Genomic DNA, 26,213 nt, shown 5'->3' with positions numbered 1-26,213 from the left:
TATAAAGCAGTAATATTATAACTAAAAACAAGTTGATAAGCAACAATTTAACCCATATTTCCAATTAATTATTCGGCTAAAGTTCAGTTCAAATAAATTGGAAAATCATGCAGAAGTTTTTTTACTTCCTCTTGATATTTTGTAATATTTTCTTCAGTTGGTTCTTTTAAAACATGATAAATTATTTCTCCAATTTGTTGGAATTCTTTACTTCCAAAACCACGTGTTGTCATTGCTGCTGTTCCTAAACGAATTCCACTTGTAACAACTGGTGACTCTTGGTCAAAAGGAATCATATTTTTATTACAAATAATACCAATTTTTTGCAAAATTTCTTCTGCCTGCTGTCCTGATATACCTAAACTACTTTTTACATCCACCATTAGCAAATGATTGTCAGTCCCATCAGCAACCAAACGCAGATTTTTACCTTTTAACGTTGTCGCTAACACTTTTGCATTATTGACAATTTCAGCTTGATATTGGTTAAATGCTGGCTCTAATGCTTCTAAAAAGCATTGTGCTTTTGCCGCAATCACATGTTCTAACGGTCCACCTTGATTACCAGGAAAAACAGCACTATCAATTTTTTTAGCTCATTTTTGTTTTGATAAAATTAAACCACCACGTGGTCCACGTAATGTTTTATGGGTTGTTGAAGTAACAACATCAGCATATGGAATCGGTGATTGGTGCAAACCAGCTGCAACCAACCCCGCAATATGGGCCATATCAACCATTAATAAGGCTCCAACCTTATCAGCAATAATGCGAAATTTTTTAAAATCAATTTCACGTGAATAAGCACTTGCTCCAGCAACAATTAATTTCGGTTTAACTTCTAAAGCAATTTTTTCAATTTCATCATAATCTAACATTTCTGTTTTTGGATCAACACCATAACTATAAAAATTATATAAGCGACCAGAAAAATTGACCTTATGACCATGCGTTAAATGTCCACCTGCTGCTAAGTCCATTGCTAAAATTGTATCATGCGGTTGTAATAAAGCATAATAGGCTGATGCATTTGCTTGACTACCAGAATGGGCTTGCACATTGGCGTGTTCCGCTTGAAACAATTCTTTCACCTTATCAATTGCTAATTGTTCAACTTGATCAATGTACTCACATCCACCATAATAACGATGAAACGGATATCCTTCAGCATATTTATTTGTTAAAATTGAACCTGTCACAGCCAAAACTGCTTCACTAACATAATTTTCCGAAGCAATTAATTCAATATGATCTTGTTGACGTTTTAATTCTAAATTAATTAGCTCCTTAATTTGCGGGTTTACTTTCATTATTTTCATCTCCATTCTATTTTTTCTACTACCATTATATATTCATAAACAAAAAAAATAACTTAAATAAAGTTATTTTTTCATTATCTTTTAATACTGTAAACTGGCATTAGTATCTTTATGGATCAATGGTGAAACAGCCCGGTACGTAATATAAATAATTGCTGAATTAAATAGAACTTTTAACGGTGCCATTGCCAACCGTGAAATCATTGTTACTCCATAACCATCAGTTCCACTTGTTTTGTTTTGCGAAACTGTTAAAAATGCAATATCTCCCCAGGCGGATATTAGTGTTGTGACTCAATACTCATTAATAACAGCTAACATAATAATGGCCACTAAATCTCAATAGCGTTTTTTGGTTTTATCAAAGTGGCGATAAACAAACATTATTATTCAAATAATAGCAATTGTCCCCCCAGTTCCAAAACCAATAATATAAAGTAAGACAACTTTGCTAACTTCTAACCCCGCAAATAAGGTAATTGTTTCAACTGGTGAAAATCATGTCATTACTCCCGCAAAAGTTGCAAAAATTACAATAAAAATATTTGTTAACAGAAATAAAACTCATTTATGTTTTCCCACGGCGCGGTTAATTGAGGAAACACATCCTGATAAAAAACCATATGAAGCAATAACAATAATATACGCAACATGAATATAAGAAGGAACAAATAACATAACAATTAAATCTGTTACTACTCCTGACAATAACCCAACAATTGGGCCAAAGATAAACCCACTAATTTTTACCATTAATCCTTCAAAAGCAATCCGAACGGGCGGAAAAACAGTAATTGGCACTGTTACTGAAATAATAATTGTAACTGTTGCTGACACTGCTGATAACATTGTAATATATGCAATATTTTTTGTTGTAAAACGAATTCCATGATAACGTTTCGGATTAATTAAATAATACAAACCATTATAAACAGCGTAAATAACAAAAAGTGCGCCTATTATTCCACTAGCAATATATGCCATTTTATTACTATATAAGATTTTCGATATATCGCTAAATGTTGTTAATAAACTCATAATATCCCCGCAATCTATATGCTGATAAAATAAAACTTTTGTGGAGTCAATATTTTACATAATACAATTATACATTACATTTTTCATTCAATTATGTTTTTTTTATTTTTTAAAAGCAAATTATTAATTTTAAGAAAAAACTGTTGGTCTTTAAATAAATTATAACTAAAAGGTGATGGATGCGAACCCTTAATAATATTACTTTTGTTCGTAATATACTCACTATATTGTTTCGCATAATTACCTCATAAAACATAAATAATGTCATCCCGAATTTGATTTAAATAAATAATTAAATTCTGACTAAAAGTTGTCCAACCAATATCTTTATGGCTTAGTGGGGTCTTGGCAACAACACTCCCAATGGTATTATATAAAAAAACACCTTCTTTAACTCAATGATCTAGATTACCGCTAGCATGGTGATCAACCCCTAAATCTTTTTTCAATTCATGAAAAATATTAACTAAACTTGGTGGATTTTTAACACCAGCATTAACACTAAAAGCTAACCCATTAGCTTGCCCTGGTCCGTGGTATGGATCTTGGCCAATAATCACAACTTTAATATCTTTTGGTTCAATTAAAGTAAATAACCGAAAAATATCTGTTTTTGCAGGATAACAAATATTTTTCTCATACTCACTATCAATATTTTTTAACAATTGTTGAAAATATGGTTTTTTAATTTCATTATCAAAAAACTCTCTTCAACCAACTGCATACTTTATTCACATTGGCTTATCTCCTATTACTTATTCTAAATATAGTAATTATTAGTTTTCATTTTTTGCAAGTTAATTATATCAAAAACTTTTTTAAAACAAAAAAATATTAATCATTTAATAGATATAATTACTATAGATTATTAATAAAATAAAGTAGGGAAAAAATGCAAGAGTTAAAAGAAAATAGCACTATTATTAATGAAATAAATATTAAAAAGTCACGTTTTATTTGTTTGCTCCAAAAAGTTACCTCTGAAAAAGCGGCGCTTGCCTTTATTAAAGCAAATCAGCAATTAAGCGCAACTCATAATTGTTATGCTTATATTATTGGAAAAAATCAAAATATTATCCGAAAATATGATGATGGTGAACCAACCAATACGGCCGGAAAACCAATTTTAGATATTTTATTACATTATCATCTCACCAATGTTGTTTGTTTAGTTATTCGCTATTTTGGTGGTATTAAACTAGGTGCAGGCGGGTTAATCCGTGCTTATGCAAACAGTGTTAAGATGAATTTAAAAAATAGGGAATTAGTGCCCTATTTAGAAACTATAGAAATTACTATGCAATTTCCTATTAGTAAAATTAAAATTGTTGATGAATATTTAAATTATCATTATCAGATAATTCAAATTACAAAAACTTTTAATGCACCAATTAGTTATACATTTCGTCTTGCAACAACAGAGATTCCCGCTTTGAGACTATGAGCAAACAACCATGCAATTAAGGTGACGCTTTTTGAGCACAAAGATAGTTAATATTTTCTCCAAGTTGAACAAAGCGACGCTCATATTCAGTTGGAATATTATTTTCAAGATACTTACTATGATATAAATCAGTCGTATAATCAATAATTTTTCAATTATTTGCTTGAAAAGACTCAAATGAATAAGCAAATAACTGGTCATTATCTGTTTTGAAATGAATTTCACCATTTGGCTGTAAAATTAATTGGTAAAATTCTAAAAATTTTTTACTAGTTAACCGGCGTTTTTCATGACGGGCCTTTGGCCAGGGATCAGAAAAATTTAAATAAATCTTATTAATTTCCTGCGGAGCAAAAATATCTAATAACATAACAGCATCAAAAGTAATAATTTTTAAATTTATTAAATCTGCAGCAACAATTTTTTTTAAAGCCAAAACCGAAACTGAAACATAGCGCTCAATTGCTAAAAAATTTTGTTCTGGATATTTTTTTGCTAATGCAACAATAAAGTCACCCTTCCCCGTTCCGATTTCAATATTTAATGGATGATTGTTTTTAAAAACAGTTTTCGCTCATTGTCCTTGATATTTTGTTGGATTTTGGATGGCAACAGTTGGATTGCTTTCAATATATTCTTGGGCCCAAGGTTTATTTCTTAGTCTCATTTTGTAATCCTTTCATTTTATTCTTTAATAAAGCTAATTTTATCTCACGGCTAACTTCAAGTTGCGGTTCATCATAAACCCCAAACAATGAACCAAACATATAATCGATTTGTAATTCTTTTAATTTACTATACCCTAAATAACTATTAACTTGTGGGGCAATTAAAATAACATCAATTTTTTTTGCTAAAATAATATACTCTTTAATTAAGTTTTGATAATGTAAATGAATAAACATTTCACGAATAATAGTTGGGGCAAAAATAGCATAATTAGGTTCATAAAAATACAAACTATTTAATTCCGTATCAATTCCCCCAAAATTTTTAACTGCCACTTCAATTCCAATGTTTTTGATTGCAGTTAGATTTTTTTTAAACTGTTCTGGGTCAAAACCAGTTTCCATCAAATCAAATGTCAAAATCAAATTTGAAGGCTTAATTTTTAATTCAATTAATTTTGTGGCAAATTTTTTTAAATTAAATTGTTCACTAGCGATAAAACTAGCGGGATAAGTAATAAATAACTTTTGTTCTAAATAATTATCCAACTTCCGAAAATTTTTAATATTTAAAGCTGCATTAAAACGAACTAACATTGTTTCATGAACAAGACCACCAAAATTATTAATATTTTTAGTAAAAATTGTATCACTATCAACGCCATCTACTAAATTATTACTATAATGGTAAACCAATTTAAAATCATTATTAACATTAACAATTGGTGAATATAAACTAACAATTTTTTCTAATTGAGTATGTTCATTTAAAGCCAAAATACTCCGCTTTTGATTTGATAACTCTTTAATATGTTCGGGATCAACAAAAATAACTTGATTTAAATATTCAATATTAAGACGGTTATCCGCAGTAGCAATGTTATATTCTTTCAACTTATCTAAATTATTTGATTGCAAACCATATAACGAAGCATATCCTTGTAATTTAACAATTATTTTGTAATTTTTTAAAATAAAACTAGTATTAACTTGGCTTAACAAAATCTCAAATTCTTTTAATAAGTCAGCTTCTGGTCGTAATTTACTTTTGTTATGCAATAAAATGTTGCCAATATTAAGTTTTTTGGCTTGATCAAGTGGCACAAAAATTCCAAAATGATTTAAACTTGCTTTAAAAAATAAGACATTTTGATCTTTTCATAAAGTAAAAACTTGATTTGAAATTAAATCAATAATTTTATTTTTAATACTACTGCTTAAAAAACGATCTAGTTTTTCAACATTATTAATCATAAAGGTAAAGTAAATACCATGTCGAATTTTATTTTTATGAATAACATTATAAATAGCATCATGTGCCAATGCTTCACGAACATAACTGTTGCGATCATATTCAATAATATTTTGTAATTTTAAAGCATGGATATAAATTAATTCAATAATTCCACAAATACTATAAGCAAAATAACTCATCGTAATTCACACTAAAACATGAAGTTCTTTTACTAAATTCGCAGAGACAACCATAATTCGAGATTGAATTAAAATAATAATCGATGTTGTGATAAAAGAAGCTAGTGCTAATAATGACCAACTTGTTCATTTTGTTCATTTAAAAAATCAACTAATAAAAATAATAATTAAACTTAAACCATAAAGAATTGAAATCATAATAATATTAGATGTGTCAACTAAGGGTAAAAAATAGTTATTAGGTAGATACGGTAATATTCCAAATAAAAAGGTAAAAATAATAATAGTATATAAAATTGTTGATAAATAGGAAATAAAAACACCAATCATCCAACAAACTATTATTGGCAAAAAGATATTAATAACAATCATCGTATTGGTTTCACCCGCTTTTGGGGGAACAAAAACCGGAATTAAACCTTGCGCAATAATAACTAAAATGGCAAAAACACCACCAATCACTGCTTGATAATAAATAACAAAACGAGCAAAATAATTTCGCACCAAGCCTCATGTAAAAACATAAATGAAAGCAAAAATAAATATAAAAAATAAATATACAAAAATAATATTTAAAATATTACCCACTTATTTTCACCTCATTTAACAATGTATAAATCTTTTTTTATTATATCATTCCTTGTAAATACTTTTTAAAATTTACGACCTTAAAAATAAATTTTAAAAAGTACTTAAAATAAAAAATGGTGGAGATGGCGGGAATTGAACCCGCGTCCACAAACAACTTTCTAATATCTTCTACAGTTTAGTCTAATCATCTTTGTTTCATTATTTAATAGTAGGACTAGACAACTAATTAAATAACTAGATAATAGATATTTTCAAAATTCTAACATTATCAATTAGAATTCCTATTAGATTAAGTTTTGAGATACGATAATGGTTAATAACCTACAATTAACGATTATTACGGCTAGCTATCCTCTAACAACGAGGAATTAAGCTGCTAGCATTGAACCAGCAAATTGATTGTTCATCATAAATGCTGGAATTTCAACTTTGTCTTCTTTTTGTTTTTTGTTTGCGTTTCTTCAAACCTAGAAGCATTATAGTCTGCCAAACTACTGCCGATACTAGTAGATCATTCCTGTCGAAACCAGAACATCCCCATACTTTAATTATACTATTAAATTAGTCAACAATAAATAAAAATCTTTTTATGCATCTCATTTTATCTTGCATAACTCTCGCAAATGCTCCACGCGTTTAAAACCTTTGCCAATGTTAAGCGCTAAACTATTACGAGTGAAAGCATAACAATCAAAAATTAAATCAAATCCACTAAAAATTAAAGAGAATAATAAGAAAAAGCCCATCCCCTGTAAATAATCTTTTTGTAATCAAAATAATAGTCGCTCAACAATTAAACTAGGTTTTATTGTTGGATCATCATTTTTTAAATTCAAATATTGCACATAAGCATTCAGACTACTAAAAAAATAACTAAATAAACCAAGGGTAACAATTAGAAAAACAAATTTTAATAAATTCATCATAATTTCATAGGAGTTTTTATTAATTAAATTTATTGCACATAATAAATTTTGTAATAATAACTCAATAGCAAAAAGAATAATTACAATGATGCTTAATACATAAACAATATTATTTATGTTCAAAAGATAATGTACTCCATCATAACGATAAAATAATCAAGCCATAGAATTTCATTGAAAAACACCCAACAAGAAAATATAGCAAATTAGCAGGATGCGAGTTAATTTAAAAAGAATTAACAAAAGATTAATAATTTTTTCAAAATATAACCATGTTCAGATTCGTTGCAAAATAATCTCTTTTGTTAAAAGAAAATTAATTTTTTCTGCAGAATAATGTTTTAATCGCAGGATTTTTACTGTTGAAATTTGAAACTTCTCATTAATTTCCTTAAAATTACATTTAAAGAAAGTTATAATTTGCTGATAAAATTTACTATTTGTTTTATAAATAAAATATTTTTTAGCAAATTGTAGCAAACTAACTTGCTTAAAGTTAATTACTTGAACCATATTATCCAATAAATCATATTCATTGAAAATACTTTTAATTTCTTGCTTACTAAAATAAATAACAGTTTTTCATTGATAAAAATATGTTATTGCAAAGAAAAAGACAAAAGTAAAAATACTAAAGGCGGTGATAATTGCATAAAAAATTTGCCGCGAAAGTAAATTTCATGTTGGAAAATAATTAGTTGTAAAAGTAAAATTTGATGTTAAAAACAAGCAAAATAATTGTACTACATTTAAAAGTAACCCAAGATTAATCATAGCTAATAAAAAGTAAAACATCTTACCAACAATAAACTTATCACTATTTTTTCTATTTTTAAAATGTTTGCCTAAATAAATTCCTTCTCAACTACTAGCAAAAAAGAAAAATAAAACATTTAACACAATAAAATATTTTAAAGAAACTAAATCTGTCATAAAGCTATTTTTCTCCTCCTATTTTAGTTTAAAAGATACATGGGTCCCAGCACTACCCACTTTATTATTAATTTTAATATAACTTTTCTTACTATCTTTAAATCAAGCAAAAACATATGGTAAATTACCGTGCGCACTAGATTTTCATAAGTCTTTTAACTGTGTTGTTGATGGTCAAGGATCATTGGCGGTTGCTTGCGCTCCTTTTTTTAAAATTACTTCAACATCTTGTGGTTGCATAAAATGGGAATTATGCACATGTGCTGATCATTCAACTAAATATTTAGTAACATCAGCCACAACGTCTTGAACAGTTGTTGTCCCATCATATGTTTTATTTGGAACAGGTTTTCAATCAACATTTCGTCAATCATTAGCATTAAAATCATTGCTTTCAATCGTGACATTCCAAACTGATAAAAATGTTGTTTCTTGTTTAAAGGCAAAACCTTTACCATCAAGCATTGCCTTATAACTACTATCCTTAACTGTTGGGTCAAAAACTAGCCTTGCAGTTGGAGCATCAAATTTTAGATAGGCACTTTCATCTTGTTTAGCATTAATTTCTAAATTAAAGAAACCTTTTGGTAATGGTTTATTATCGTTTCACATCTTTTTACTTCTATAGTATGTCACAATTTCTTCGTAACCTTGGTCAGTTTGTAATATTCGATTAATACTTTGAGCAAAACCCTCCATTAACTTAACACTATCCATTGGCACCGGATTATTTGAATAAAATAGTGTTTCATTTTGAAAAATACTTAATTGACTTAAATCAACATTAGTATTAACCGTAATTCATTTTTCATTAAGATAACTACCTTGATTATTTGGAGTAATATGGATTGAAAAATAAGTTATTGGTAATAAGTTACGAACAGCATTAAAATCAATTAAATAATCCTGATTGGGACTTACTTGATAACCATAATAAATATCAACATTAACTTTTAAAATATTCATTGTATAAAAATTACTTTGCATAATTTCAAGAACAGTACTGCGTAATGTTTGAAAACCGCCAAGTTCGCTACCTAACATTTGATCAACTGTTCAATCGTAATTTTGAAATACTGTTTCATCAATATTAGTTAAATCAAAATCAAGTTGCTCAGTATATGGACTTGCACAACTTACTACTGTCCCAACACTTGTTAATAAAATATTTCCTGTCAATAATGTCATTAATAGTTTCTTCATATAGCTCCCCTTTTATAATGAATTAACATACATAAATAATTCATATACTTGTTCTCCAATTGTTTTATGATAATTTAACCCAGGTTGTTCAAACACAACATCATCTAAAGTAAAATGATCTGGATATCACTTATAATTATTATCTCTTGTTGTAGATGCTGGAAATCCAATGGCATTTAAAGCACGATTTAAATCATATTTTTTATCTGGATACAACTCCATTAATTTCATCATTTTATGAACCATTTCCATTCCATCAATATAATTTTTATAACGAACACTATAACGTGGCCCGTTAATATTACCAACATACACTAAATTATCATCCCCTGATTCAAATTGGCCATTCATTTCTTTTTTGGCATAATAATCATCACGATATAAGTCAAATGATCAACGAACATAGCCATTCGCACCTAATTTATAAGCCATTAATGGTCCTCAAACTTGCTCACTATTATCTGATTGAATATAAGCGGCCGGAAAATTATTTCATGAAGTATAAATCATTGTTGAATTTCCAAAAGATTTTCGGCGAATAATATTACTTCGTAATTTATAAATATTAATATTATTAAATTTTTCAACAATTTCTCGGTATTGTAAAATCATTTGATCATACTTGTTTAAAAAAATATTTTGAATATCATCTTCATCAAAAGGATTATAACGAAACCGCCAACCAGCAAAAACACTAGATTTAATAACCCCATACGGATCATTTTGAGCAACATTTTTCATTGTTAACTCATTTGTTTTGTCAGCTAATTCATCAAACGATTCATATAAACTAATTTGTTTCCCATTTGGTGTTAGATATTCTGGTTTATTCCGAATAACATTCCAATGATTTGATAATGCTTTAATAAATTTACTATGAATAGCATTTAAATATGCTTCAAAATTTTTTCCTGGCATTCCATTACTTGAATTCACTAACTCCGCTTTAAATTCTCGTTGTGGTCCCTTTTGCGCACCATTTTTAAGATAAAAGAAACTAAAAGAACCCGGTTCCATGGCAGAAAACATAAACTCAGTATATCCCAATTGGGCTGCCACCTTTAAATATTCATCAAAAGCATTAAAATCAAATTCTCACTCTCAAGCGGGATCATTAAATACCACATTTAAATCACTACTTTTAATATAATCTTCGTACTGTTGGTCCGTTCAACCTGGTTTATTTAATTTTCCTGCTCATTGAATTAATTGATAATTTCAACCAGGACCATATAAATAAAATGTATTTGACTCTTTCAAAGCTTTTAAATGCGCTAGCAAATATGGGCGCATTGTTGCTGATAAATATCATGGTAAATTATTGTCAAAAGGACCTTCCTTGTCTGCTACTGAGGTTTTGTTTGCATCCAAATTCTTTTGCCTTAAATTATTTCCAGTATCAATATATTTCATCCCATTAGAAGGAAACGAAGTAGCACTAAATCCAAATCGTTCACTTAATGGTTTATTAGAATCATCAGTTTCTAACAAATAATTTTTAATATTAACACTAAACTTGCGCTCAATTTGCTTTTTTACTTGTTTATCAAAAGTAAAAGTAAGTTTTACGGTAAAGTTTTGAGTTCCCGTTTTAGCTTTTGATCCAACAAAAATACTAATTCAAATTGGTTGAACATCATATTGCATTTCTGCAAGAGTTTTTTCGCCTAAAGCATCTGGCATATATTGCACACCAGGGTAAATATAACGATCAGAACTTGCTGCATTTGGGAAAGCTTTAATATAAGTTAAAAAAACTGCATCACTAACAATATTTGAATCATTATTATCGTTAGTAATAGATACTTCTAAATCATGATACATCGTCAGTTCTTCTTTGTTCAATAAAATCAATTGGGCATTAAGATGTTGATTTTTTCAAGATGTTAACATTGGATTATCATTACTACATTTTAAAACATCCTGGCGGTTCCCATAAAAAATCGGATTGCCATTTTTATCTTCGTTGTAAGCACTATATGTAAATTTTGAATCACCAAAAAAAGTATGAAAATAAGAATTATCATCTGGAAACATATTTTTATTATTACCACAACCATATTGAAAATTAAACTGGTTATCGTATTGACCATTACTACCACCACCAGAATCGTTTGTTCCTAAACGACTACAACTAATTACCACCATAACAAATGGTGGAATTAAAACAATAACTAATAAAATTTGAATAATTTTTTTAAATGATAACTGTCGCATCATTTTACTCCCCCTATACCTTAAATCCTAAATGGACTCCTGGCAAAGCACTTAAGTCAAGCGAAGTATCTTTCGCATTAATTAATTCTAATCAAACTCAATGCTTTTTACCACCATCTGGCGTAGTAAAAGTATATAAATCACCTAAATTTGTGTCACCATCCAATAAAATAGGATCAGAATAACCATTTTTACGGAATTGCAATTCAAAAGCATCAATGGAAAAAGCATAGTTGTAAATATCTTGCATAGCATTAACAACAAATTGCTTCATGTCAACATATAAACTATTTAATTTAATTTCCAAAGTAACATCGTTATTTAGAATTGCATAGTCAAAATTATGATCTTTAAAATCTTTACTTTTAATTTTAATAACTGGCGCTGTTTGCATCGTAAAAGGTTGGTTTGAAATTTTAAATAATGATGTTAACAAACGTTCAGGAATATACTTAAATAACGCCGGGGTTATTGTTAGCAAATCATTTTGCTCAGGAGCAAAAGCATCGCTTAGATTCATAAAAAAACTGACGTCCTGATTAAGGACCATTTGTCCTGGTTGTAATTCCATTCCCGCAGTAATATCTAAATCCATTTTTTGAAATTGATAATTAAAATTATCAAGAACTATTTTATTATTTAATAATTTATTTCAATTAGTAACAAGTTTTGCAACACTATCAATTGTTCCACTTGAATTGTCAAATTTAACAAATTTACTATCAGCAAAATCCCAAGTTGGACGATAATCAAATTCTAAAAATTTGTGACCAGTAAAAGCACTTTTCTCTGTTGCAAAAATTCCCACAGTAAATCAAAAAATATAATTAGTATTAGTAAAATCATTAAAATCAATTGCTTTTGCATTATAAAAATTATTATCATCAACGTGACCATAATAAATTTCAACATTTAAATTTTTTACAACTGCTGTTCCTAAGTTATTTTGTAAACCTATCATAACATTACTGCGAATTGACGGCATTAAACCATCATCATACCCACGTAAACTATTTAATCCCCATTTGTTATTTGTCATAATTGAAGCTGGTTTTAACAATAAAGCTAAATTCTTTGTTTCTTGTCATCATAAATTAGCAGAAGCTAAACTAAAACCCGTAACTATAGGGAAAATAACTGCTAATAAGCAAAATATTTTCTTCAAATTAACTATCTCCGTTTTTTCCTTTTGTACTTATAACTTTTAAGTCTAAAATAAATTATAGTAAAAAAAAATCAACTAGTCCCAGCTCTTCATTACTGTCACCTTAATTTTTAGAAATAATTTTTACACACTTAAGAAAATAATTATTAATTTTACAAAAAATTCAACTTTCCTATTAATAAATAAAAACTAAAATATTAAAGTTTAATTTAAAAATAAAAATAATTGAAACAAACTTCAATTATTTTTATTATAAAAATTTTTTATCCTAATAATTTAACAAACTGATAAAACATCCACATAATCCAAGTTATGTGCTTCAGCAACCGGAGCAACAACAAGATTACCATTAAATGTTTGAACCCCTTTTCTAATTGCTGTCTGTGTTTTACATAATGTTTTAAAATCAATATTAGCAATTACTAAGGCATATTGAATTGTTGCATTTGTTAAAGCAATTGTACTTGTTCTTGGTACTGCACCTGGCATATTTGCAACTGAATAATGAATTACATCATGCATAATAAAAATTGGATCATTATGAGTCGTTGCTTTCGTAACTGTTTCAACACTTCCACCTTGGTCAATAGCAACATCAATAATAATACTGTTTTTCTTCATCTTTTTAACCATTGCCTCAGTAACTAACTTTGGTGCTGAAGCACCCGGAATTAGAACCGTTGATATAACAACTTCACTATTCAACACTGCTTTTTCAATATTTGCATGATTAGATTTTAAAATATGTACTTTATTGCCAAATAAATGGTATAATTCACGAATTCTATTTTCATTAAATTCAATTAGTGTAACATCACAATCAATGCTTGCTGCCATATCGGCAGCAGCAGTGCCAGCTACTCCCCCACCAATGACAGTAACTTTTGCTCGTTCTGTTCCCGGTGTTCCATTCATTAATAATCCAGTACCTCCATTTGTTTTAAACATAAAATGCGTTGCATTAATAACTGCTAATCTTCCAGCGACTTCACTCATTGGTCTTAACAGTGGCAACGATTTATCTTCAAGTTGAATTGTTTCATACGCAATTGCCGTAACTTTTGCATTAAGTAAAGCTTTGGTCAATGTTTTATTTGAAGCCAAATGGAAATACGTAAAAATAATTTGCCCTTCATAAAAATATTTATATTCACTTTCCAATGGTTCTTTTACTTTAATGACCATTTCCTTTGCTCAAATTTCAGCAGGATTATCTAAAATAATTGCTCCGGCTTTTTGATAATCTTCATCACTAAAACCACTGCCAAGACCAGCATTTGTTTCCACATAAACATTATGGTTATGTTTTACTAATTCAATGACACCACTTGGGGTTACCCCAACGCGATTTTCTTGCGCTTTAATTTCTTTTGGAATTCCTATTTTCATTTTTTTCTATCTTCCTTTCCTAAAGTATTGTTAATTAAATCATTATAAAATTGTTTTTTACTATAAAATGACACTAAATAATCATCAAGATGCTTAACTAAAGTTTGATTTCATTTGTCATAATTTTCAAGCAAAAATATTTTGCTTCTTGTCATTATTTTATTGACATCTGGTTTTTTTCTAATTTTTAGATAAGATAATAATAACATTACAGCTACATAAAAAACAACGATGATTGCTAACCATTTTAAATAACTAGTAAAAACATCTGGTTTAACATTTAAGCCAACTTCAATTCCAACAAAAACTGTTAAAAAAGCTAGAACTACGCCAAGAGAACCACCCAGCATCAAACCAAAACCTGTTTTTGGTTGGTATTTATTATTTTTATAATAAGAATATGCAGCAATTGGAAAGGCTGAGCCTGAGGCTAATGTCATAATTGGAAATGCAACTTTAATATCCATTCCTAATAAGGCAATTGTTGCTAAAGCGGGCGCATATAATCCTATCCCAAATGCTTGTAAACCACCATAAATTGCAAATAAAACAAAGGCAAGCGCAAACTGTCATCCTGTTAAAGCAGTTTTATTACCACTTGGTAAAAGATCCAATTGTGTTAAAATCATTAAAATTCCAACAATTGTTAAAACAAGTGCCATTGTTAAACTAATATGTTTAGCACTAATTCTTTTCACTAAGTTCATCCCAATAAAACTCCCGAAAATTGCAGCAATTACCAATAATACTAATGTTAAAACAGAAACATTAATTGCCGCAACAAAAACTGTTCCAGCAATTAAATTTGGGATTCCTAAGCCAATATTTAATGTTCCTGGTAATAACGAATCATTCTTAACAACTTTGCCCACCTTTAATCCTGCTGTTGCAACAGCAAAACTTCCAACACCAATTGTATCTAAAAAAGATCCAACAAAACCAATTGCAGTTATTTTAAAAATATTTTTTTCTCGATCCATATAAATTTTTTTAACAACTTTTAACATTAAAATAAAATAACCTATAATAATTAATAAAGTTATTAAAACAATGATAAAAGCAATCAAATATTCTTGTTTTGTTGAATCAAAACTTTGATTTCTTGTTTTTGGAAAATATATTAGGTAGTTAATTAATAATGCCCCAATAATAATTAACGGCAAACTAATGCCACTTAATCAGAACAATGTTTTAGTATTAACTGTCTTTTTTATTTTTTGTTTTTCAATTTTTAATTTTTCTAACATTGTCGTATCTTTTAAATTTACAGTTTTATTTAACACTCTGATTTCAATATTCAATTTAATAAGTTCTTGTTTAAGTACTAGCTTATATTCTTTTTTAAAAGTGCTGTTTTTATCAAAAGTGTTTGTACATAAATCACCTATTTTAATGACATCTTTTTTTAATTCAATTATCTTTGTTTTATACAAAGTTTTTAATATTTTTAAATTAGTTTGATATTCTTTTAACGTGATTTTCTTCTTTAAAATAGCTAAATCTGATAAATGATTCTTAAAATCTTTTTAAGTGTTTCCAATAAGTTACTAAAATAATATAAATCACTAACAAATTTATCTAAATCATTTTCATATTTTAAAATTTGATATCTAACATTATTTAAATCTTCATTCATTATTTTCTCACATTCTGTCTTTGGATTGTTTAGTTTAATACTCGTTATTACACTATACGATATAATCACTTCCATCTTTTTAAACTAAAATAATATTAATATTATTGTTTTATAAACCGCCAGTATTTATTTTTACTCAGTGTTAAGTTTTTCCTATTTTAATTTTATTTAAAAAAAAAAAAAAAAAAAAAAAAAGCAATAGAAATTGCTTTTTTCAGTATATATCACTGCACCCGTTTTGGGGGATATGTACCCTTAAATGAGGACAGAAAAAAAGATAAAATACTATTTAAGAGGAGTTTACACAATGGCACAAAAAGGACAAAAATTTAATAAATATGATCAAGACTTAAAAAATCAAATTATACAAAATTTCTATCTTAATCATTATTCATACAAGTTAATATCAATAAAATATTCGATTCCAATTGGTACATTAGCAACATGAATTAGTCATTCAAAACAAACAGATTACTTACAAGATGAAAATGTGTCTAATAAGACAGTAAAAACTATCTTACAATTATCACTAAATCATTTGCGTAGTCTAAAGATGAAACAAAAGCAACTGCTTGCAAAAAACACTCAATTAAAAACAAATAAGAAAATTAATTTAGATTTAAAAAAACAAATACAGAAACTTGAAGCAAAAAATCAAATCTTAAAAAAGTATCAAACCTTCATCCGGTCACAACAAAAGAAAAAATAAAATTTATTAAAGACCATACAAAATACTTTTCAATTAATTTATTATGTGAGGCTATTGAAATTACACGGTCAAATTATTATCGTTATTTACAAGCAAAAAATTCATTAATAAAAGCCGATGAAGGAATTATTACCCTTATTCAAAATGAAAAACTTAATAACAAATTTCTTAGCTCCTTTGGAATAAGAAGATGAAAAATTTACCTATTTAAGAAATTCAATCTCGCGGTTAATAAAAAACGTCTTCAACGAATCTTTAAAGAACACGGGATTATACCTTTCTACTGAAAAAATCGTTCCCGTCATATTAAAAAATTATTAAGCCAAATAAACAAAAAGAATTTACTAAAACGTAAATTTAAACAATTGAAACCAAATCAAGTATGAAGTACTGATGTAACTGTCATTAAACATAAGCATACTGAAAAATCTAATTTAATTTCATTCATTGATTTAGCAACAAGAAAAGTAATTGCTTATACAATCTCAGATTCAATGACAACTTCAGTATTAATAAACACTTTATTAAAAGCGATAGCAACAGTTTCAAATAAAAAAGATCTGAAGAAATTAATAATTCATTCAGATCAAGTCTCAATTTATACTGCTACAGAGTACATCGAATTCTGTAGAAAATATAAATTTAGAATAAGTTACTCAGCAATAACTACTCCAGTTGATAATGCTGTGCAAGAAAGTTTCCATGCTAGATTAAAGTGTGAAACCTTCTATAATAATTAGAATACCCAAAATAAAATAAAAGACATAATTATTATTAAAAAATATATTGAATTTTATAATACAACTAGGGTATCATTAAGAAAATAAAATAAATAAAATTTTGTCCTATTTAATGGGTACACTCCCTTGTCACAATTATTTTATCATTAATAACATTGAACTATTACCCCATTTTGAATCAATTCTTTCATAATAAAAATCCTTCTTATCTTTATTATTTATTTTTTAAACGGAAAGTAATTTATTTAGACAAAAAAAGATTTAGTAAGCAAAATAAAAAAGTTTAACTTTTAAATTAAACTTTTCTAAACATTCTCAAATTAACACCAGTGTTCTCTGTTCCAATTTCAGCATTTTGTTGTCTGGAAGCAAACGAATAAAATAATCCAGTGTCTAAATCTTCGCCAAAGGTAAATAAAATTGCTCAACATTCTAGTGTTTGATTATTTCAAGATAAGACGCTACTATCATTAGCAATAGATTCACCTTTAACCTTTTCAAATAAAGGGTGTGATCTCAAATTAAATGACTCAAGGTCCTCTAAATCTTTTACTTCATCAGTTGCTTTAAAACTTTCAACTAACAATTTTGCAACATCTTTTAGACCATTTTTTTGGTTTCTTGTTCACATTTTACTATATATTTCTTTTGGTATTCCAAAATTAACTGCGTTTCTATTAATTGACGCCCCATTTAGATATTTTATAAAGGCAATAATTATTTTCCCTCAATTTGTTAATTTTTTATCAATTGCTGAACATGATAAGTTTAAAGTAATTGTAACATCTTCATTATCTTTGTTTTTTACTGTCCCAGTTAAACCTAAACCATAAATGTTAAAATAATTTAATTTAACTTTAAATGTTCCTAAAACTAAATCAATATTATCATCAACATTAAAGACTGAAGCAACTCTAGTTTTATAAAAATTAGTGAAATCACTTGCTGTTATATCATCAAGGTCCTTTCATTCTGGTCCTTTCTCTTTAATTCAATTTGATAATGTTAACTCTTTTGGATCTCTAGATGTTGATAAACCATCATATCCCTTATTTTCAAAGGTTAAATCCCCTTTTTGGTCTTGTTCAAGTAAGTCAACAGCATTATAGCTTATTGTAATATCTTTAAATTCTTTTTTACTTGCAATATAGTTTTTAACAGCATTTTTTAATGTATCATTTAAAGCAACAGTATTTTTAGAAAAATCTCAATTTATCTTTTCATATAATGGTTTAAAGATTTCATTTTCACTAAAATTAGTGCTTTCTAATTCATTAAAATAGTCTTTAATATTTTTAATTAAAAAACTAACAGCTTTGTCTGAAAAAACTTGTAATGCTGAAACATTTTCTGCAACATTATAAATACTTGATACTTCAAAACTAGCATACATTTGTTTAAATTTTAATTGAATTGTCGCTTTATAATCAACACGCACTGCTGAAAACAATTCTGGTTTAACATCAGCTGGAAATTTATCACGTAAGTTTTCAACATCAATGAAAGTTACTTTTACAACATTTCTTTCTTCATCTAATGTTAATGGCATTTCATTAACAAAATAATTTGAATATTCATTTTGTAAGTCCCGATTAACACCGTCAAAAGCTCTTTTAAAATTATCGATAAAATAAGTCGCTAATTTATTGTCCTCTGGATTGCTTAGTTTTAATTGATAAGGTTCAGTATCTCCTTTGTTTACTTTGGAATAGATTTTTGATAAATTATTTTTTGAACTGTCAACATAAGCATTGTTCTTAATCTTTTGATTAATTCTTTTAGTAGCTTCTATTTGAATTTCATTAAAAACTTCAAGATCTTTTGTATTAAGTTCATTGTTATTGGTTATTTTTTTATTATGACATGAAATAACATTTGGTACAGCAGTCCCAACTAAGGTTACAGCTCCCAAAATACTTAATAGTTTCTTCATTTATTTTCTCCTTTCAAAATCATAAACTCTATTTTCAAAATTAAAGTTTACAATTATTTTGTTTAAAATTTTATTAATAGTAAAAAAACAGTAATTTAATACTGATTCTTTCTAAAACTTTTTTATTATTTAAGTCTAATTTAGAATGTGTTTTATAATTTTATAACAGTATTTTTATAGCTCTCAACATATATATTTTTATTTTTCATTAGTTTTTGTTTTAATTTATTTAAAATTTAAATCTTAAATATTATTTTTATTTGTAATTTAAAATAACTTCAAGTTAATAATTGCAATAACAACATTACACCTGATAATTTTTATTCTAAAATGTTATTTTTTATTTGTTTTTAATTCAACTCCAAAAACAATCCCATCAGCTGGACGACCAGTATATTTACCATCCGTTGATGCAATTGAATAATATAAGCCCGTATTAAAATCTTCACCAAATGTGAATAAAACGGCTCATGGTTTTTCTCCTAAACTGTCTCAAAATAAACGTCGGTTAATGGTAATCCCTTGATATTTCTGGGGTGTTTGGGGATGAACAATAAAATTAAATAAATCAAGATCTTCTAAATCTTTTGCATCATCAGACTCTCTGAAATTTTCAACTAAAAGTTTAGTAACATCTCTTAATCCATTTTTTTGGTTTTTTCGCGATATTTCTTTATAAAGTTGGTCAGTAATACCAAAAATGTTTTTTGGACCATTAATAGTTTTACCACCATAATATTTAATAAATGTAATAATTATTTTTCCTCAATTTGATAGTTTCTTATCAACTGCTGCTTGGGAAAGATTTAAAGTGACAATTAAATCTTCTCCGTCGGTACTTTTAACATTACCTGATAAACCCATTCCATAAATATTAATATAATTTCAATTGATGGTGAATGAGCCTAAACTTAAATCGGTTGAATTATCTCCCATAAAGGCAGTTCCAATATTGTTTCGATAAAATTTAACAAAATCATTAGTACTAATCGCCCCTATATCTTCTCATCCATCTGTTTTTGGCCCAATTCATTTAGATAATGTTAAGTCCTTTTGCTTATAGTTGTTTGTTATGCCATCATATCCTTTATTTTTGCTATTTAAATCTCCCTCCGCTGATTTTGTCATTAAATCAACGGCATTGTAAGTTATTTCAATGTCTTTAAATTCTTTTTTGCTGCCAAGATACTCTTTAAATGAGTTTTTTAAAGTTTCATTTAATTCATTACTGCTTTGTGAAAAATCTCATATTCCTTTATCATATAATGACTTAAAAATTTCGTTTTCACTAAAATTAACAGTTTCTAATTTTGCAAAGTACTCTTTAACATTTTTTAATAAGAAAGCGGTTGTATTATCTGAAATAGCTTTTAAAGCAGTAGCATTTTCTGTGACATTATAAATCGTTGCTAATTCAAAACTTAGAAATAAGTTTTTAAATTCTAAATGAATTGATGCTTTATAATCGACTCTAACCGCCGCAAAGGGCTCGGGATTAATATCAACTGGAAATTTCTTTTTTAAAGCAGTTACATCAATAAAAGTAACATTAATTTCATTCCGATCATCATCTAATGTTAATGGCATTTTGTCAGTAAAATAATTTGAATATTCATTTTGTAAGTCATGATTAACATTGTCAAAAACATTTTTAAAATCATTAATAAAATAAGCACCTAATTGACTATCATCACCACTAGTTAATTTTAAGCGGTAAGTTTGGTTAGTATCATTTACTTTTGTGAAAATTTTACCTAAATTATTTTTCAAACTATCAACATACATTTTTGTTTTTAATTTCTCAGTAATTTTTTTAGTTGCTTTTGCTTGAATTTCATTTAATACTTCTAAATCTTTAACAGTACCAGTATTATCATTATTAACAGCTTTTTTATTGTGACATGATATAACATTTGGCGTAACAGCTCCAACTAATGTTATTGCCCCCAAAATACTTAATAGTTTTTTCATTTTGTTTCTCCTTTTTTGAAATATTTTTACTTAATTCAAAAAATTATTGGCGGTGCAATATCAATTATTGTTTCGTAAATTTTAAATTTTATTATTTAAACTCTGGTGGTACATGTCCTTTTTTAAATTGACTAATATACTTCGAATTACGAAAATTAGTAGATAATAGTTCAATTCGAAATTTAGAAATCTTTGATAAAAAAATATTTAAAATAATTACTAACGCTAATTGTTCTCTAATTATTAGACATTGAAAGAAAAAGACTTTAATTTGTTCTGTTCTTTTTTTAAGATATGTAAAAAGTTCAATTTTAGTTTTAAGGCAATAAAGAAAAAGGAACATTACAACTGATGAATAATAAAAATGATTATTAATTGCTAAATTATCATCAAGAATAGTCGCATTATAAATAATATAAATAACAATTAAAATAAAATATAAAATTGAATACCCTTTAAATAATTTGTTTTTCATTAGTCTTTTCCCTTTTTTACTATTTGTTATTATTTATAACAATTATTTTTAAAAAAACAAGTAAAAAGAACTCTTTCTATAAAAATTAAAAACAATTGTTATAAAAACAAGCTTAAAAAATGACAAAATAAAAAATCTAAGAAAATCTTAGATTTATACTTCATTAGCATTAACTTGCTCTTGAATACTCATATGGTTAATTTTATAAGTTGAAATCCAATAAGTAACTAAATAAATTGCCCCCATTAAAACAAAGGTAATTGGCAATGCTAGTCATGGGAAACCAAACGGAATAATTACTTTGGCAATTGAAGTAAAGCCATAAACTCCCAACCATAATATTAATCACATAATTGCAACACCTAAAATTCATGCCAAGAAAGCGAAAGGAGTAAAAATTCCTAATGTCAAACTATTAATTTCCCGGTTTGAATAACCTAACGCTTTCATTACCGCAATAAATTTCAAGAAGGTATTAACAAAGGATTCTGTCATAATATAGACAATAATAACCGCGGTAATAGTTGTAATTACAACAAAGATAACCGATAAAATACTTGAAATTCAAGCAAGTTTTTGAATAACTTGAGCTTTAATAATTAAATAATCAGTGTCACCAACGCCACCAATTAACTGACCATTCATAAAGTCAATCATTGAGTAAGAACCATCAAGTGAAGAAAGATTAAAGCGTGTTGTTTGGTCAACTTGATCTGGATATTTACTAAATTTACCATTAAACCATAATAACGGATTAGTATCTTTCTTATCATACATTTGGCTACTATTTGTGTCAAAGCCAAGAATCTTATTAGCTAAAATTTGGTTAACATATGCTCGTGGTTTATCATAAGAATTTTGAACGCCAATGATTTGATATTTAACATTTTTAGTTGTTGTCCCAATTTTTAACAAGCCCTGACGCAATGCTTCGCGATATCAATTAGTTGGAAAGCCACTCGTCAAATCACCAATTCCATTAATCTCTTTATCAAATTTATTATCAAATGGATGAATCACATAATAATTTCCAACTTGTTTTACTACTTGTTGGTCCTTCTGAGCCGGATTAGGGTCTAATAATCCTGGCAAAGTTCGTCCCGTTGTTGCTGAAGTTGTTGTATTCATAAATTCACCTGGTTTAAAAGCATTTACTGGTAACTTTAGCACAAAATTTTTAATATTATAATAATCTTGCACTGTCCCATTTTTACCTGTAAAACCAAACCGGTTTTGTTTCCCAATTGTTAATTTTGTTAAATCAAGCGTAAAGGGATTAATATTATCATCAACAAAACCACTTGGAAGTTCATATGATCAAGTTGTTGTAGGAACAGCACAATCGTTTCCATTTTCACAATATTGTAATTGTTTAACATTAGTTGTTGTATTAATTATCTTATTTGTTTCTAAATTATATCTAATTTGAGCAGCTTTATTCACAACCATTGGAATTGTATCAGATTTAATATTTAAATCTTTACTATCATTTAATACATTTTTAATTTTTTGATTAGGAAAAACAATTGTCTTATTATTTGCATTAATTCCATATGTTGAAAGACCAAAACTTGAATCTAATATTTTTGCCGTATATCCTGTATAAACATCTTCATTTCTAGTATTATAAGTTGAAGTTCCAAAAGTGAAATTAAATTGTTCTTTTGCTAATTCATTTTTCAATCACATTGCTCTAATTTTCCCAGGCATAATATCACTTGTTGCATATTGTGCACAATAAGTTCAGCGATCAACAATATTTGGATCGGTTGGATTAACTGGTTGTTTCCCAAATGCCCGTGGCATTGTTGAACATAACAATGTATCTATTTGATTTCGAATATCAACATTTTGCCCATAACGATTATACATATCATAAAAGGTCCCAATTGATAAACTTGCTCCCTTTCCAACCATAAAATTAAAAATAATCATATTATTTAATTGTTGAGCATACAAATGTGCGTTATTAGCATTAATGTCAGCTGTTGTTGATAGTCACTTCCCATTATATAAATAATCACTAACTAAAGAATTTTTTTCAAGTGGATATGCTGAACTATCAGAATAGTCTGGTCCATTTCAGTCATACATTTGATAACGACTAAACGGAATGTTACCAACAACATTAGTATAATTATATTCATTATTATAATTTAAATTAGCATAATAATCTTTACTAAACTTACTGATTGCAGTAGGAATTAAGGTTGCAAATGTTAAGGAAAGACTAGCAATAAAAAATGTTAAAAAGAACCAACCAATTTTTTTCGTTGATACCGCCATCATGACAAAGCGAAACTTAGTTGTAAATTTTTTAAATGAAAAACTATTACTAATTGAATTCACTAGTTTTGAAGTCTTAACATTTTTATTTGGGTTTAATAAATCTAATGGACTAATAATCAACTGACGAACTGCTGTTATTAAAATTGATAAACTACTAACCAAACCAATTACTCCAAAACAAATTGCAAACGGAATTAAAGAAAACGAATAATTTGTTGGAATGACAAAATAATTATTGAAAACACTCATAATTGGAAACTGTAAAACAGCACCAATGATTCACCCAAGGGGAACACCAATGCCCGTGACAACAAGTGCATGTGCCAAATAAGAACTTGCAATTGTTAGACCACTATAACCATTTGCTTTTAAAATTCCATTTTCAATTTTTTGTTGATTAATAATTTTTTTAATTAAAATTACTAAAGTAAAAATTAAAATAATTAAGAAAACTGCTGATAAAACAATGGTAATTGTTCGATAAATACTAATTGTTTGTCTCAGTAAACTATAACGAAGATAAACTAATTTTGTCGCATCACGACTTTGCAAGCCTGCATTTTTATCATCTGGTTTATTTAAACTTCGAAAATCAGTTGCTAAATAATTTTTAAAAGTTGCGACATCTGCACTCTTATCATTTCCTGTATGGGTAATATATAAAGTTGAATTTTCCTCAATCTCGGCATTTGCAATAATACTTTCCCCTCGATAAACATTTTCAGAAACATAAATAATTCCATCCGTTTTTGGGTTGGGAAAAATATCAGTATCATAAATTGTTGGATAAATGTTAGCGGGATCACCACCAATTGCCCCAACAAAGAGATTGTTATTTTCACCAATCTTAATCGCATCACCAACTTTTAACTTTTGACTACGAGCAAATTGTGGCGTTATAACAACATAAACATCATTAGTTGGGTTAGTTGGATCAAATGATGAATATCGTTCCATAATTTTTAATTGATTATGTTCTAACAATGGTTGTCAATTAATTATTTTGTATTTAAGATTAGAAATTAAATCTCAATATTCGTATTGTTCACGTAATTGGTATGAAAAGTTAGAAACTTTGGCAACCAAAGCATAATAAGATTTTGTAAAACCATAGGGTCCATATGGTTGATTTTTAAAAAGACTATTCTTATTATTTTGATTATAAAAATCATTAACACTAAAAGCGGCATTCCCAATATTGTTATTATATCCAACATCAAGATTATTACTAATACTTGGTGAATAATAAAGATTAATTTTAATTAAAGGTTGTGAAGTATCTTTTGCTAAAAAACTTAAATCACCATTTAATCCGTTAGTAAATAGTTCTTGTTCAATGTTCTCTTTTTTAGGTATCTCCGCTGGGTCACCTTGTCCTAAATCAACATCCTTAGTCCATTTTTTAATTCCCGTATTAACAAAAGCAGTAACTGCTTGTTTTAGTGTTGTGTCACCCTCACTTTTTGGATCCGCAAATTCTTGATTTAAATAAGCAATAACTAAATTTATTGTATTTTGTGAAATATCACTACGCGTAAAATTATTCATAAATCCTTCAATTAAACTTAGATTATTATGGTCAAAAAGATTACCATTTTGATCATATAGTTGTCCAATTAATGATTTTTGAAAGGCTTCACTTTGATAATTAAAACGATACAACCCATTATTTCAAAAAACAGGAGCATTAGAATCTAAATCTTTAAAGACAATACTATTAACTTTATTTGTAGCGTTATAAGTAAATGTAATATCAATATTCTTATCATCTAATGCTTTTAATGCTCCATTTGGTCCAAGATGCACATAAGGTAATGTTGTTTTATTACCATTAACATCAGTAATCAAATGATAATCATTACTAAAAGCAAACCATGGTGTAATTGTTTCAACATTTGACCCCGTTTTCTTTTTACCATTAAATTTTAATAAATAATCATAAGTAAAAGTTCCTTGCCCCATAAATGAATATGCATTAGTTAAACGCGTGTTAACAATTCATGATGAAGTGGCTAACAATGTCAAAAGAGCAGCTAATACTATAAAAATAGTTAACTGTGCTTTTTGCTTAAACATACTCTTTAATGTTTGCCAAAATAGCAGCATTTTTTAACCTCTCCCTCTTTATATGTA

19 protein-coding genes and 1 other RNA gene are annotated in these 26,213 nt (G+C 27.6%); 3 read left to right on the top strand and 17 right to left on the bottom strand.

Features of this window, described 5'->3' with window-relative positions; translation table 4 throughout:
* Positions 1-68: 68 nt before the first annotated feature.
* The 3 genes from glyA to E7Y35_RS05105 form a co-directional block, all read right to left on the bottom strand.
* Positions 69-1,310, bottom strand: coding sequence for a serine hydroxymethyltransferase (gene glyA / locus E7Y35_RS05115; protein ID WP_283271917.1), 1,242 nt, complete (start codon positions 1,308-1,310; stop codon positions 69-71).
* Positions 1,311-1,400: 90 nt separating this feature from the next.
* Positions 1,401-2,357: a hypothetical protein gene (locus E7Y35_RS05110; protein ID WP_283271916.1), complete on the bottom strand. Its 957-nt coding sequence runs from the start codon at positions 2,355-2,357 to the stop codon at positions 1,401-1,403.
* Positions 2,358-2,431: 74 nt separating this feature from the next.
* Entirely contained in the window at positions 2,432-3,094 is a 663-nt protein-coding gene (locus tag E7Y35_RS05105; RefSeq protein WP_283271915.1) for a uracil-DNA glycosylase, read from the bottom strand.
* A gap of 155 nt (positions 3,095-3,249) precedes the next feature.
* Between E7Y35_RS05105 and E7Y35_RS05100 the strand changes: the two genes are divergently transcribed.
* Positions 3,250-3,852: an IMPACT family protein gene (locus E7Y35_RS05100; RefSeq protein ID WP_283271914.1), complete on the top strand. Its 603-nt coding sequence runs from the start codon at positions 3,250-3,252 to the stop codon at positions 3,850-3,852.
* On the opposite strand, the gene trmB is transcribed toward E7Y35_RS05100, so the two are convergent.
* The 10 genes from trmB to E7Y35_RS05050 all read right to left on the bottom strand — a co-directional run bounded on the left by trmB (position 3,818) and on the right by E7Y35_RS05050 (position 15,963).
* Positions 3,818-4,468 (bottom strand): tRNA (guanosine(46)-N7)-methyltransferase TrmB, encoded by a 651-nt coding sequence (gene trmB, locus E7Y35_RS05095; RefSeq protein ID WP_283271913.1) that lies wholly within the window; start codon positions 4,466-4,468, stop codon positions 3,818-3,820. The two genes, E7Y35_RS05100 and trmB, sit on opposite strands and share 35 nt — an antisense overlap.
* Positions 4,452-6,407, bottom strand: coding sequence for an EAL domain-containing protein (locus tag E7Y35_RS05090; RefSeq protein ID WP_283271912.1), 1,956 nt, complete (start codon positions 6,405-6,407; stop codon positions 4,452-4,454). Before E7Y35_RS05090 ends, trmB begins: the two co-directional genes overlap by 17 nt.
* A gap of 201 nt (positions 6,408-6,608) precedes the next feature.
* Positions 6,609-7,033: a transfer-messenger RNA gene (gene ssrA, locus E7Y35_RS05085) on the bottom strand.
* Between the two features lie 48 nt (positions 7,034-7,081).
* The gene (locus E7Y35_RS05080) at positions 7,082-8,353 is read right to left on the bottom strand and encodes a hypothetical protein (protein ID WP_283271911.1); all 1,272 of its coding nucleotides are present in this window, start codon (positions 8,351-8,353) and stop codon (positions 7,082-7,084) included.
* Positions 8,354-8,371: 18 nt separating this feature from the next.
* A complete protein-coding gene (locus tag E7Y35_RS05075; RefSeq protein ID WP_283271910.1) occupies positions 8,372-9,556 on the bottom strand; it encodes a hypothetical protein in 1,185 nt (394 codons plus the stop codon).
* Positions 9,557-9,568: 12 nt separating this feature from the next.
* Positions 9,569-11,776, bottom strand: a complete 2,208-nt coding sequence (locus tag E7Y35_RS05070) for a DUF4091 domain-containing protein (protein ID WP_283271909.1) — start codon at positions 11,774-11,776, stop codon at positions 9,569-9,571.
* A gap of 10 nt (positions 11,777-11,786) precedes the next feature.
* Complete coding sequence (locus E7Y35_RS05065) at positions 11,787-12,938, bottom strand: hypothetical protein (protein WP_283271908.1); 1,152 nt, start codon at positions 12,936-12,938, stop codon at positions 11,787-11,789.
* Positions 12,939-13,214: 276 nt separating this feature from the next.
* Positions 13,215-14,327 carry an alanine dehydrogenase gene (gene ald, locus E7Y35_RS05060; protein ID WP_283271907.1) on the bottom strand — a complete coding sequence of 371 codons (1,113 nt, stop codon included), beginning with the start codon at positions 14,325-14,327 and terminating at the stop codon, positions 13,215-13,217.
* Positions 14,318-15,574, bottom strand: coding sequence for a sulfite exporter TauE/SafE family protein (locus E7Y35_RS05055; protein ID WP_283271906.1), 1,257 nt, complete (start codon positions 15,572-15,574; stop codon positions 14,318-14,320). The genes ald and E7Y35_RS05055 overlap by 10 nt, the downstream gene beginning before the upstream one ends.
* Before the next feature lie 248 nt (positions 15,575-15,822).
* Positions 15,823-15,963, bottom strand: a complete 141-nt coding sequence (locus E7Y35_RS05050) for a hypothetical protein (protein ID WP_283271905.1) — start codon at positions 15,961-15,963, stop codon at positions 15,823-15,825.
* A gap of 307 nt (positions 15,964-16,270) precedes the next feature.
* Here E7Y35_RS05050 and E7Y35_RS05045 point away from each other — a divergent pair, with 307 nt between their 5' ends.
* Both E7Y35_RS05045 and E7Y35_RS05040 read left to right on the top strand, forming a co-directional pair.
* On the top strand, positions 16,271-16,672 hold the full coding sequence (locus E7Y35_RS05045) for a hypothetical protein (protein ID WP_283271904.1): 402 nt from the start codon (positions 16,271-16,273) through the stop codon (positions 16,670-16,672).
* 365 nt (positions 16,673-17,037) lie between these two features.
* Entirely contained in the window at positions 17,038-17,412 is a 375-nt protein-coding gene (locus E7Y35_RS05040; protein ID WP_283271903.1) for a DDE-type integrase/transposase/recombinase, read from the top strand.
* 295 nt (positions 17,413-17,707) lie between these two features.
* Here the strand turns inward: E7Y35_RS05040 and E7Y35_RS05035 are convergent, their stop codons facing one another.
* The 4 genes from E7Y35_RS05035 to E7Y35_RS05020 all read right to left on the bottom strand — a co-directional run bounded on the left by E7Y35_RS05035 (position 17,708) and on the right by E7Y35_RS05020 (position 26,186).
* Positions 17,708-19,345 (bottom strand): lipoprotein, encoded by a 1,638-nt coding sequence (locus E7Y35_RS05035; RefSeq protein WP_283271902.1) that lies wholly within the window; start codon positions 19,343-19,345, stop codon positions 17,708-17,710.
* Positions 19,346-19,678: 333 nt separating this feature from the next.
* Positions 19,679-21,316, bottom strand: coding sequence for a lipoprotein (locus E7Y35_RS05030; RefSeq protein WP_283271901.1), 1,638 nt, complete (start codon positions 21,314-21,316; stop codon positions 19,679-19,681).
* A gap of 91 nt (positions 21,317-21,407) precedes the next feature.
* Positions 21,408-21,791 (bottom strand): hypothetical protein, encoded by a 384-nt coding sequence (locus tag E7Y35_RS05025; protein WP_283271900.1) that lies wholly within the window; start codon positions 21,789-21,791, stop codon positions 21,408-21,410.
* A gap of 153 nt (positions 21,792-21,944) precedes the next feature.
* Positions 21,945-26,186, bottom strand: coding sequence for an ABC transporter permease (locus E7Y35_RS05020; protein WP_283271899.1), 4,242 nt, complete (start codon positions 26,184-26,186; stop codon positions 21,945-21,947).
* Between the last annotated feature and the right edge of the window lie 27 nt (positions 26,187-26,213).

Source organism: Spiroplasma sp. SV19, from assembly GCF_030060925.1.
GTDB lineage: Bacteria > Bacillota_I > Bacilli_A > Mycoplasmatales > Mycoplasmataceae > Spiroplasma.
Note: the sequence above shows the minus strand (reverse complement) of the source record. Positions and strands in the feature narration are given on the sequence as shown.